Here is a 12,372-nt window from a genome sequence, read left to right on the forward strand (position 1 = left end):
CTCACTCCAACGGGGGGGCCCGCGCGGCCCCCCCCTTCTCTATTTGGCATGAACCGAAGGCTTATTCGGCGGCGTCGCCGACCGCGGCCTGCAGTTCGCTTTCCAGCGCATCGGCGAAGTCGCGGTCGCGCTGGGCGGCCAGCGACTTCATGCGGTTCATGATGGCACCGGTGCCGACCGGGATCAGGCGGCCGACGATCACGTTCTCCTTGAGGCCGATCAGCTTGTCCACCTTGCCGCCGACGGCGGCCTCGGTGAGCACGCGGGTGGTCTCCTGGAAGGACGCGGCCGAGAAGAACGACCGGGTCTGCAGGCTCGCCTTGGTGATGCCGAGCAGAACCGGCATGGCCTTGGCGATCTTGCGGCCCTCGGCAGCCGTCTTGGCGTTGACCTCGTCGAACTCGGCCTTGTCGACCTGTTCGCCGATCAGGAAGGTGGTGTCGGCAGGATCGGTGATCTCGACCTTCTGCAGCATCTGGCGGCAGATCACCTCGATGTGCTTGTCGTTGATCTTCACGCCCTGAAGACGATAGACCTCCTGGATCTCGTTGACGAGATAGTTGGCCAGGGCCTCGACGCCCATCACCTTCAGGATGTCGTGCGGCGCCGGGTTGCCATCGAGCAGGTGGTCGCCCTTGCGCACGAAGTCGCCTTCCTGCACGGCAATGTGCTTGCCCTTCGGGATCAGGTACTCGACCGGATCGGCGCCCTCTTCGGCCGGCTTCAGGATCAGGCGGCGCTTGGCCTTGTAATCCTTGCCGAACTCGACGCGGCCATCGATCTCCGCGATCACCGCGTGGTCCTTCGGACGGCGGGCCTCAAAGAGTTCCGCCACACGCGGCAGACCGCCGGTGATGTCGCGGGTCTTGGTGCCTTCCACCGGGATACGGGCGAGCACGTCGCCGGCATGCACCTGCGCGCCGTCCTCGACCGACAGGATGGCATCCGCCGACAGGTAGTAGCGGGCCTCGGCGCCGCTCACCAGGGTGAGTACCTCGCCCTTGTCGTCACGCAGGGTGATGCGCGGACGCAGCTCGCTGCCCTTCGGGTTCTGCTTCCAGTCGGAGACGACCTTGTAGGAGATGCCAGTCGACTCGTCGGTGGCCTCGCGGACCGACACGCCCTCGACGAGGTCGCGGTAGTTCACGATACCCTCGCGCTCGGTGATGATCGGGCGGGTATACGGATCCCACTCGGCGATGCGCTGGCCCTTCTTGACCTTGCCGCCCTCGTCGGCCACCAGGCGGGCGCCATAGGGCACCTTGTGGCGGGCACGCTCGCGGCCATTGGCATCGACCAGGATGACCTCGCAGTTGCGGCCCATCACCACGAAACGCCCCTGGCTGTCGGTCACCAGGTTGCGGTTCGCGATCTTGATGGTCGCATCATAGGCGGCCTCCAGGCTCGACTGCTCCGCCACCTGGGCGGTGCCGCCGATATGGAAGGTACGCATGGTGAGCTGGGTGCCCGGCTCGCCGATCGACTGGGCGGCGATCACGCCAACCGCCTCGCCGATATTGACCTTGGTACCGCGGGCCAGGTCGCGGCCGTAGCACTTGCCGCAGACGCCGGTTTCGCTGTTGCAGGTCAGCACCGAACGGATCAGCACGCTTTCCACGCCGGCCGTTTCGATGCGGTCGACATCGCGCTCCTCGATCAGGTCGCCGGCCTTCACCAGCACCTCGCCCGAGAGCGGATGCTTGATGTCGGTGGCCGTGGTGCGGCCCAGGATGCGCTCGCCCAGCGTGGCGATCACCTCAGCGCCTTCCACAACCTCGCGCACGGTCAGGCCGCGATCGGTGCCGCAATCCTCCTCGGTGATGATGCAGTCCTGGGCCACGTCGACGAGTCGACGGGTCAGGTAGCCCGAGTTGGCGGTCTTGAGCGCCGTATCGGCCAGACCCTTGCGGGCGCCGTGGGTCGAGTTGAAGTACTCGAGCACGGTGAGGCCTTCCTTGAAGTTCGAGATGATCGGCGTCTCGATGATCTCACCCGACGGCTTGGCCATCAGGCCGCGCATGCCGGCGAGCTGCTTCATCTGGGCGGCCGAACCGCGGGCACCGGAATGGGCCATCATCCAGATCGAGTTGATCGGCTTGCGGGCGCCGGTCACCTGGTCGATGTCGGTCTGAATCACCTTCATCATCTCGTCGGCGACGCGGTCGGTGCACTGGGACCAGGCATCGACCACCTTGTTGTACTTCTCGCCCTGCGTGATCAGACCGTCCTGGTACTGCTGTTCGTATTCGCCGACCAGCTTGCGGGTTTCCTCGATATGCTTCTCCTTGGTCAGCGGCACGACCATGTCGTCCTTGCCAAACGAGATACCGGCCTTGAAGGCGCGGTTGAAACCGAGCGCCATCATGCGGTCGCAGAAGATGACCGTCTCTTTCTGGCCGCAATGGCGATACACCACGTCGATGACGTTAGTGATCTCCTTCTTGGTCAGCTGCTGGTTGATGATCCGGAATGGCACATTCTTGTGCTTGGGCAGGATCTCGCTCAGCAGCATGCGGCCGGGCGTGGTGGTGACGCGGGCCACGATGGGCGTGCCCTCGGCATCGACGGTATTGAGACGCGCCTTGATGCGGTGATGCAGGCTGATCGCCTTGGCATCCAGCGCCTGCTGGATTTCCGCCACGGTCGAGAAGACCGGGGTCTTCTCCACGACGGCGCCATTCTGGATCAGGCGCTCGAGTTCGGCCTTCACCGCAGTCTTCGGAATCTCGACGTTGGTCTTGGGGTCGAACAGGATGACGTCGTCTTCCGTCCAGGCCTTCAGCAGCGCGGCGGTATCCTTGACCTTGAGCACATTGCCCAGCGGGGCCGCACGCTCCATGGTCAGGTAATACAGGCCGAGCACGATATCCTGCGATGGCACGATGATCGGCTTGCCGTTCGCCGGGCTGAGGATGTTGTTGGTCGACATCATCAGAACGCGGGCTTCAAGCTGGGCTTCCAGAGACAGCGGCACGTGCACCGCCATCTGGTCGCCGTCGAAGTCGGCATTGAAGGCGGCGCAGACCAGCGGATGCAGCTGGATCGCCTTGCCTTCGATCAGGGTCGGCTCGAAGGCCTGGATGCCCAGACGGTGCAGGGTCGGCGCGCGGTTCAGCAGCACCGGATGCTCGCGGATCACCTCTTCGAGGATATCCCAGACTTCCGGACGCTCCTTCTCGACCATCTTCTTCGCCATCTTGACGGTGGCGGCCAGGCCGCGCAGCTCAAGCTTGGAATAGATGAACGGCTTGAACAGCTCGAGCGCCATCTTCTTCGGCAGGCCGCACTGGTGCAGCTTCAGTTCGGGGCCCACCACGATGACCGAACGGCCCGAATAGTCGACGCGCTTGCCCAGCAGGTTCTGGCGGAAGCGGCCCTGCTTGCCCTTCAGCATGTCGGACAGCGACTTCAGCGGACGCTTGTTGGCGCCGGTGATGACGCGGCCGCGGCGACCATTGTCGAACAGGGCGTCGACGGCTTCCTGCAGCATGCGCTTTTCGTTGCGCACGATGATGTCGGGCGCGCGCAGCTCGATCAGGCGCTTCAGGCGGTTGTTACGGTTGATGACGCGGCGATAGAGGTCGTTCAGGTCCGAGGTGGCGAAGCGACCACCATCCAGCGGCACCAGCGGGCGCAGCTCGGGCGGGATCACCGGCACCACGGTCAGCACCATCCATTCCGGGCGATTGCCGGAATCGATGAACGACTCGATCAGCTTCAGGCGCTTGACCAGCTTCTTCGGCTTCAGTTCCGACGTCGTCTCGGCCAGTTCCTGGCGGATATTCTCGCGCTCTTTTTCCAGGTCGATGGCGATCAGCAGGTCGCGGATCGCCTCGGCGCCGATCTTGGCGACGAAGGCGTCATCGCCATACTCTTCCTGGGCGCGGTAAAGCTGTTCTTCCGTCAGAAGGTCGAACTGCTTCAGCGGGCTGAGGCCCGGCTCGACCACCACGTAATTCTCGAAATACAGGATGCGCTCGAGATCCTTCAGCGTCATGTCCAGCATCAGGCCGATGCGCGAGGGCAGCGACTTGAGGAACCAGATATGGGCTACCGGCGAGGCCAGCTCGATATGGCCCATGCGCTCGCGCCGGACCTTCGAGAGCGTGACTTCGACGCCGCACTTCTCGCAGATCACGCCGCGATACTTCATGCGCTTGTACTTGCCGCACAGGCACTCGTAATCCTTGATCGGGCCGAAGATGCGGGCGCAGAACAGGCCGTCGCGCTCCGGCTTGAAGGTACGGTAGTTGATGGTTTCCGGCTTCTTGATCTCGCCGTAGGACCAGGAGCGGATGCGCTCAGGGCTCGCGATCGAGATCTGGATCTGGTCGAAGCTCTGGGCGCCCTGGGGCTGGCCGAAAACGTTGCTCAGTTCGTTCATGTCTGTCTCCTATCGGAGGATGCGTTGCGTGATGATCAGTAGGAGCGCTGCGACAGCTCGACATTCAGGCCGAGCGACCGCATCTCCTTGACCAGCACGTTGAACGATTCCGGGATACCGGCTTCGAAGTTGTCGTCGCCGCGCACGATGGCCTCGTAGACCTTCGAGCGGCCGGCCACGTCGTCCGACTTCACCGTCAGCATTTCCTGCAGCGTATAGGCGGCGCCGTAGGCCTGGAGTGCCCAGACCTCCATTTCGCCGAAACGCTGGCCGCCGAATTGCGCCTTGCCGCCCAGCGGCTGCTGGGTGACCAGCGAGTACGGGCCGATCGAACGGGCGTGGATCTTGTCGTCGACCAGGTGGTGCAGCTTCAGCATGTAGATGTAGCCGACCGTGACCTTGCGGTCGAACGGCTCGCCGGTGCGGCCGTCGACCAGGGTGACCTGGCCCGACTTGTCCATGCCGGCCTTTTCCAGCATCTCGACGATGTCCGGCTCGTGGGCGCCGTCGAACACGGGAGTGGCCATCGGCACGCCGCGACGCAGGTTGTCGCTCAGTTCGATCACCTGCTCGTCCGAAAGGTCGGCGATCTTGTCGGTGTATTCCTGCTTGGAATAGACCGTCTTGAGCACCTTGCGCAGATCCTCGGCCTTGGCCGAATTGCGACGCACCTTGTCGAGCATGTCGCCGATCTGGCGGCCCAGGCCGGCCGAAGCCCAGCCCAGATGCGTCTCGAGAATCTGGCCGACGTTCATGCGCGAGGGCACGCCCAGCGGGTTCAGCACGATATCAACCGGCTGGCCGTCCTCCAGGTAGGGCATGTCTTCTTCGGGCACGATGCGCGAGATGACGCCCTTGTTGCCGTGACGGCCGGCCATCTTGTCGCCAGGCTGCAGCTTACGCTTCACCGCGACGAAGACCTTGACCATCTTCATCACGCCCGGCGGCAGTTCGTCGCCGCGCTGCAGCTTCTCGACCTTGTCCTCGAAGCGCTTCTGGATGCGGGAGGTAGCCGCATCGTACTGCTTCTTCAGCGCCTCGATGTCGGCCATCGCTTTTTCAGCCTTCAGGCTAATCTGCCACCACTGACCGGGAGTCAGTTCGGCCAGCACCTCTTCGGTGATCTTGCCGCCATCCTTGAATCCCTTCGGCCCTTTGTCGGCCTGCTTGCCGAGCAGCAGTTCCTTCAGACGGCCATAGATCGAGCGTTCGATGATCGCCTTCTCGTCGTCGCGGTCCTTCGCCAGACGCTCGATCTCGGCGCGCTCGATGGCCAGGGCGCGCTCGTCCTTTTCCACGCCATGGCGGGAGAAGACGCGCACTTCCACGACCGTGCCGGAAACGCCCGGCGGCACGCGCAGGCTGCTGTCGCGCACATCGGAAGCCTTCTCGCCGAAGATGGCGCGCAGCAGCTTCTCTTCCGGCGTCATCGGGCTTTCGCCCTTCGGCGTGATCTTGCCGACCATGATGTCGCCCGGATGCACCTCGGCGCCGATATAGACGATGCCGGCCTCGTCGAGGTTCTTGAGGCCTTCCTCGCCAACATTCGGGATGTCGCGGGTGATTTCCTCAGGGCCCAGCTTGGTGTCGCGGGCCATGACCTCGAATTCCTCGATATGGATCGAGGTGAAGACGTCGTCCTTGGCGATACGCTCGCTGATCAGGATCGAGTCCTCGAAGTTGTAGCCGTTCCAGGGCATGAACGCGACCAGCACGTTGCGGCCCAGACCCAGTTCGCCCAGCTCGGTGGACGGGCCGTCGGCGATGATGTCGCCGGCACGCACCTGATCGCCCACCTTCACCAGCGGACGCTGGGTGATGCAGGTATTCTGGTTCGAGCGCTGGAACTTCAGCAGCTTGTAGATGTCGACGTTCGACTTCGACATGTCGGTCTCGTCGGTCACGCGCACCACGATGCGGGTACCGTCGATTTGGTCGACCACGCCGGAACGCTTGGCTACGATGGTGGCGCCGGAATCGCGGGCCACCACCTCTTCCATGCCGGTGCCAACCAGCGGCGCCTCGGCGCGGATCAGCGGCACGGCCTGGCGCTGCATGTTCGAGCCCATCAGCGCGCGGTTGGCGTCGTCGTTCTCAAGGAACGGGATCAGCGCCGCGGCAACCGAGACGAGCTGCTTGGGCGACACGTCCATGAAGTCGACGCCTTCGGGGCGGACCATGACGAAATCGCCGTTGCGGCGGCACGACACCAGATCGCCGACCAGCTTGCCCTTGGCATCGACCTCGACGTTGGCCTGAGCAATGGTGTACTTGCCCTCTTCCATCGCGGTCAGATAGACGACCTCGTCGGTCATCTTGCCGTCGCGCACACGACGATACGGGCTTTCGATGAAGCCATACTGGTTCACGCGGGCATAGGTGGCCAGCGAGTTGATCAGGCCGATATTCGGGCCTTCCGGCGTCTCAATCGGGCAGATGCGGCCGTAATGGGTCGGATGCACGTCGCGCACCTCGAAACCGGCGCGCTCGCGGGTCAGACCGCCCGGGCCCAGGGCCGACAGGCGGCGCTTGTGGGTGATCTCCGACAGCGGATTGGTCTGATCCATGAACTGCGAGAGCTGGCTGGAGCCGAAGAACTCGCGCACGGCCGCCGCCGCCGGCTTGGCGTTGATCAGGTCATGCGGCATCACGGTGTCGATATCCACCGAGCTCATGCGCTCGCGGATCGCGCGCTCCATGCGTAGCAGGCCGATACGGTACTGGTTCTCCATCAGCTCGCCGACCGAACGGACGCGGCGGTTGCCCAGATGGTCGATATCGTCGATTTCGCCGCGACCGTCCTTCAGCTCGCACAGGGTGCGCACGCAGGCCAGGATGTCTTCGGTGCGCAGCACGCGCACGGTGTCGTCCGCCTCGAGGCTGAGGCGGGCATTCATCTTCACGCGGCCGACGGCCGACAGGTCGTAGCGCTCGGAATCGAAGAACAGGCCGTGGAACAGCGCCTCGGCGGTATCCATGGTCGGCGGCTCGCCGGGACGCATGACGCGGTAGATTTCAAACAGCGCCTGCTCGCGGCCCTGGTGCTTGTCGGCAACCATGGTGTTGCGGATATAGGCGCCGATGGTGACATGATCGACGTCGAGCACCGAAATCTGCTCGATGCCGGCGGCCTCGAGCATCTCGATCTTCTTGACATCGAGTTCCTCGCCTGCCTCGAGATAGATCTCGCCGGTTTCCTCGTTCACGATGTCGAGCGCGTTGTACTTGCCGACCATGTCCTGCGGCGAGACCAGCAACTCCTTGAGGCCTTCATCCGCCAACTTCTTGGCCAGGCGCGGGGTGATCTTGGTGCCGGCCTCGACCGCGACCTTGCCGGTCTTGGCGTTGATCAGGTCGGAATTCAGGCGCACGCCGCGCATGCGCTCGGCATTGTAGTCGGTACGCCAACCCTTCTTGTCGTGCTTGTAGATCGCCTTCTTGTAGAAGGCGTCGAGAATCTCTTCCTGCGTCAGGCCGAGGGCAAAGAACAGCGTGGTGACCGGCAGCTTGCGGCGGCGGTCGATGCGGACATGCACGATATCCTTGGCGTCGAACTCGAAATCCAGCCACGAGCCGCGATAGGGAATGACGCGGGCGGTGTAGAGATACTTGCCCGAGGAATGGGTCTTGCCCTTATCGTGATCGAAGAACACGCCGGGGCTGCGATGCATCTGCGAGACGATGACGCGCTCCGTGCCGTTGATGATGAAGGTGCCCTTGTCGGTCATGAGCGGCATGTCGCCCATGTAGACATCCTGCTCCTTGATATCGAGCACCGACTTGGCCTGGGTGTCGGGATCGACCTCGAACACGATCAGGCGCAGCGTTACCTTCAGCGGCGCAGCAAAGGTCATGCCGCGCTGCATGCACTCGTCGACATCGTATTTCGGCGCCTCGAACTCGTACTTCACGAATTCCAGCGACGAGGTCTCGGAGAAATCCTTGATCGGGAAAACCGACTTGAACACGCCCTGCAGCCCGGCATCGGGGCGCTGGTCGGGGGCGTCGTGCATCATCAGGAAGCTCTCGTAGGAGCTTTTCTGCACCTCGATCAGGTTCGGCATCGAGGTGACGCTCGGGATGCGCCCGAAGCTTTTGCGAACGCGCTTGCGGCCGGTGAACGACAAGGTCATGTCTGTCCCAAATCTATATCTGTGCGGCGTAGGTCACGCCGCGCGGGGTTCGGACAGCGATGAATTTCACGGGCCCATTATCCCGCCGGGCGATCGCCGCGCCCAAAATCCGAAAACCGCATCGACCCGCCGGAAATCCCGCGGCGGACGGGGGTGTGTAAAAACGGCAAAAGCCCCGGCGACCCGGAGCGGCATTCAAGCCAGTGTCGGGGCAGGCCACACCGGGCCTGCCCCGCACCTGTACGCGGACCTTACTTGACTTCGACCTTGGCGCCAGCGCCTTCGAGCTGGGCCTTGATCTTGGCGGCTTCGTCCTTGTTGACGCCTTCCTTGACCGGCTTCGGCGCACCTTCGACCAGGTCCTTGGCCTCCTTGAGGCCCAGGCCGGTGATGGCGCGCACTTCCTTGATCACGTTGATCTTGTTGGCGCCGGCATCAGCGAGGATGACGTTGAACTCGGTCTTCTCTTCGGCGGCAGCGGCACCGGCGGCAGCGCCACCGGCAACAGCGGCAACGGCGACCGGAGCAGCAGCCGACACGCCCCACTTCTCTTCGAGAAGCTTGGCGAGCTCGGCGGCCTCGAGGACGGTGAGCGACGACAGTTCGTCAACAATCTTCTGCAAATCAGCCATTTGAGTGACTCCTAAGTGTGTAGGTTCGATACCTGGTTAGACAGTTACGGTTCGACTTGCGACCTTAACCCTTGGTGGCATAAGCATTGAGCACGCGGGCCAGCTGGCCGGCGGGCGCCTGCACGACGCCGGCGACCTTGGTCGCAGGCGCGTTGAGCAGGCCGATGATCTTGCCGCGCAGTTCGTCGAGCGACGGCAAGGTCGCCAAGGCTTTCACGCCTTCCGCATTCAGGACGGTTTCGCCCATGGCGCCGCCAACAACGACGAACTTGTCGTTCTTCTTGGCGAACTCCACGGCGACCTTCGCTGCCGCGACCGGATCATTGGCATAAGCAATGCCGGTCGGACCCTTGAAGAGGTTCTTCAGGGATGCGTAGGGCGTGCCCTCGAGGGCAAGGCAGACAAGACGGTTTTTCGCGACCTTGAAGCTGGCGCCAGCGGCCTTCATCTGACGGCGCAGCTCAGTCACCTGAGCGACGGTCAGACCGCTGTTCTGTGTAACAACCACAACTTCGGTCTTCGAGAAGACCTGCTTGAGGCTGTCCACCAGCTCCTGTTTTTGAGCACGATCCACTGCTCGTCTCCTAAACAAGGCTCGGGCTTGCGCCCGATCCTGGTTGGCACTTGAGCGATCGACTTGGTCGCCCCGGCTTTGTCGTTACCGACGCCGCCGTACTGCGGCAAACCGATCACCCGGTTCGCCTGTCCCAGGGCTCGAACCTTCGCGGAGCCGGACTGAAAGTCGGCCCATCGAAAATTCTGTTCCCCGTCTATGCAGGTGGCCATTCCCATTAAACCCTTCCGCTCGAAAGCTTCCGGGGGCCTGCAGTCTCGGACAGGTTGCGGACATCCAGGTTGCCCTGGAAGCCGCTTCGCCGGCCCCTCCCTGAGGGAAGGCCCGGCGAAACTCTTCACGCGTTAGGCAGCAGCCTTTTCGCCGCCGCCGAGCGCGTCGCTCAGCTCGATGCGCACGCCCGGACCCATGGTCGAGGAGAGTGCGATCTTCTTCACGTAATGACCCTTCACGCCAGTCGGCTTGGCCTTCATCACGGCATCGATGAACGCCTTCACATTGGCGAGGATCTGCTCCTCGGTGAAAGACGCCTTGGCGATGCCGGCATGGATCAGGCCGGCCTTCTCGACGCGGAACTCGACCTGGCCGCCCTTGGCCGCCTTCACGGCGCCGGCGACGTCCATGGTGACCGAGCCCAGCTTCGGGTTCGGCATCAGGCCGCGCGGGCCCAGCACCTTACCCAGCTTGCCCACCACTGCCATCATGTCGGGCGTGGCGATGCAGCGGTCGAATTCGATCTTGCCGCCGTTGACGATTTCGGCCAGGTCGTCGGCACCGACCAGGTCGGCACCGGCCTTCTTGGCCTCCTCTGCCTTCGCGCCCTTGGCGAAGACGGCGACGCGAACCGACTTGCCGGTGCCCGACGGCATGGTGACCACGCCGCGCACCATCTGGTCGGCGTGACGGGGATCGACGCCAAGATTCATCGCGATCTCGATGGTCTCGTCGAACTTGGCCTTGGCATTGGCCTTCACCATCTTGACGGCCTGGGTGAGGCCGTAACGAAGATCGGGGTTAACGGTCTTGGCGGCCGCAGTGTAGCGCTTGCCCTTGTTGCTCATGATCCAGATCTCCCCTTACTCGCCACGCACGTCCAGGCCCATCGAACGGGCCGAACCGATGATCATGCGGCAGGCCGCATCGATGTCGTGGGCGTTGAGATCCTTCATCTTCTGCTTGGCGATCTCGCGCACCTGATCCATCGTCACCGCACCCACCTTCTCGCCGCGACCGGTCAACTTGGCGCCGGACTTGATCTTGGCGGCCTTCTTCAGGAAGTAGGTCACCGGCGGGGTCTTGGTGATGAAGGTGAACGAACGGTCCGAATACACGGTGATCACCACCGGGATCGGCATGTCCTGCTCGAGATCCTTGGTCTGCGCGTTGAACGCCTTGCAGAATTCCATGATGTTGACGCCGCGCTGGCCCAGGGCCGGGCCGATCGGCGGCGACGGGTTGGCCTTGCCGGCCGGAACCTGCAGCTTGATGTAGCCTTCAATCTTCTTCGCCATACTCTGTTCCTTTCCTGCCTGGGACAGTTGCGTCCCGTTAGCGGAGGCGCGGTGCGATCAGGATCGGTCCGGCGAAATGGACCTTAGCTGTCTCCCACGCGGTGAACCGGGCGATACGAGCCCGGGTACTCGCAACCAGATCAGAGCTTCTCGACCTGGCTGTATTCCAGTTCCACCGGGGTGGCGCGACCGAAGATCGACACCGCCACCTTGAGGCGGGCGCGTTCTTCGTCGACTTCCTCCACCACGCCGGAAAACGACGTGAACGGGCCGTCGGCGACGCGCACCTGCTCGCCCACCTCGAAGGTGATCGAAGGCTTCGGATGCTCGACGCCTTCCTTCACCTGATTGGCGATCCGCTGCGCCTCGGCCTCCGTGATAGGCGACGGCTTGCCGCCCGAACTCAGGAAGCCGGTGACCTTCGGCGTGTTCTTGACGAGATGGTAGGTCTCATCGGTCATTTCCATCTTCACCAGCACGTAGCCGGGGAAAAACTTGCGTTCGGCATTGACCTTCTGGCCGCGGCGGACTTCCACCACTTCCTCGGTCGGCACCAGCACCTCTTCGAAAAGATCGCTCATGCCCTTCTGCGCCGCGCCGTCGCGGATCGCCTGGGCGACCTTCTTCTCGAAGTTCGAATAAACGTGGACGATGTACCAACGGGCCGCCATCGTCAGCTCCCCAGGCCGAGGATCAACTGCACGGCAAAGCGCAGGATCGAGTCGACCGCAAAAAAGAACAGCGCAGCGATCAGCCCCATGACGAAAACCATCGCCGTGGTGATCAGGGTTTCCTTGCGGCTCGGCCAGGTGACCTTGGACGTCTCCTGCCGGACCTGCCGGAAGAACTCGATCGGACTGACTTTCGCCATCGCCTTGCTACCTACCTGTACTCTTGTCTGTCTGCGTCACGCTGGCAGGGGTGGAGGGACTCGAACCCCCAACCCCCGGTTTTGGAGACCGGTGCTCTAGCCAATTGAGCTACACCCCTGCACGCGCGTCAGACCTTCGCAATCAAGCGATGATCTTGGCGACGACGCCGGCGCCGACGGTGCGGCCGCCTTCGCGGATGGCGAAGCGCAGGCCCTCGTCCATGGCGATCGGCGCGATCAGCTCGACGTCCATCGCCACGTTGTCGC

Annotated in this window: 8 protein-coding genes, 1 tRNA gene and 1 pseudogene; all 10 read right to left on the minus strand. The window is 63.3% G+C overall.

The window, feature by feature from the left end; translation table 11 throughout:
• Positions 1–61: 61 nt before the first annotated feature.
• The gene (gene rpoC / locus ACK4FK_RS11040) at positions 62–4,384 is read right to left on the minus strand and encodes a DNA-directed RNA polymerase subunit beta' (protein ID WP_409745003.1); all 4,323 of its coding nucleotides are present in this window, start codon (positions 4,382–4,384) and stop codon (positions 62–64) included.
• A 35-nt stretch (positions 4,385–4,419) separates the two neighbouring features.
• Complete coding sequence (rpoB, locus tag ACK4FK_RS11045; RefSeq protein ID WP_409745004.1) at positions 4,420–8,517, minus strand: DNA-directed RNA polymerase subunit beta; 4,098 nt, start codon at positions 8,515–8,517, stop codon at positions 4,420–4,422.
• A 251-nt stretch (positions 8,518–8,768) separates the two neighbouring features.
• Positions 8,769–9,149 carry a 50S ribosomal protein L7/L12 gene (gene rplL, locus ACK4FK_RS11050; RefSeq protein WP_409745005.1) on the minus strand — a complete coding sequence of 127 codons (381 nt, stop codon included), beginning with the start codon at positions 9,147–9,149 and terminating at the stop codon, positions 8,769–8,771.
• A gap of 64 nt (positions 9,150–9,213) precedes the next feature.
• Positions 9,214–9,723, minus strand: coding sequence for a 50S ribosomal protein L10 (gene rplJ / locus ACK4FK_RS11055; RefSeq protein WP_409745006.1), 510 nt, complete (start codon positions 9,721–9,723; stop codon positions 9,214–9,216).
• 344 nt (positions 9,724–10,067) lie between these two features.
• Complete coding sequence (gene rplA, locus ACK4FK_RS11060) at positions 10,068–10,784, minus strand: 50S ribosomal protein L1 (protein ID WP_409745007.1); 717 nt, start codon at positions 10,782–10,784, stop codon at positions 10,068–10,070.
• A 15-nt stretch (positions 10,785–10,799) separates the two neighbouring features.
• Complete coding sequence (gene rplK / locus ACK4FK_RS11065) at positions 10,800–11,234, minus strand: 50S ribosomal protein L11 (protein ID WP_409745008.1); 435 nt, start codon at positions 11,232–11,234, stop codon at positions 10,800–10,802.
• A gap of 140 nt (positions 11,235–11,374) precedes the next feature.
• Entirely contained in the window at positions 11,375–11,905 is a 531-nt protein-coding gene (gene nusG, locus ACK4FK_RS11070; protein ID WP_409745009.1) for a transcription termination/antitermination protein NusG, read from the minus strand.
• A 2-nt stretch (positions 11,906–11,907) separates the two neighbouring features.
• Positions 11,908–12,105, minus strand: a complete 198-nt coding sequence (gene secE / locus ACK4FK_RS11075) for a preprotein translocase subunit SecE (RefSeq protein ID WP_409745010.1) — start codon at positions 12,103–12,105, stop codon at positions 11,908–11,910.
• 42 nt (positions 12,106–12,147) lie between these two features.
• Positions 12,148–12,224, minus strand: a tRNA-Trp gene (locus ACK4FK_RS11080).
• Positions 12,225–12,247: 23 nt separating this feature from the next.
• Positions 12,248–12,372 (minus strand): annotated as a pseudogene (tuf, locus tag ACK4FK_RS11085) (elongation factor Tu); the annotation flags it as partial.

Origin of the sequence: Ferrovibrio sp. (assembly GCF_046297895.1) — a bacterium.
Lineage (GTDB): Bacteria > Pseudomonadota > Alphaproteobacteria > Ferrovibrionales > Ferrovibrionaceae > Ferrovibrio.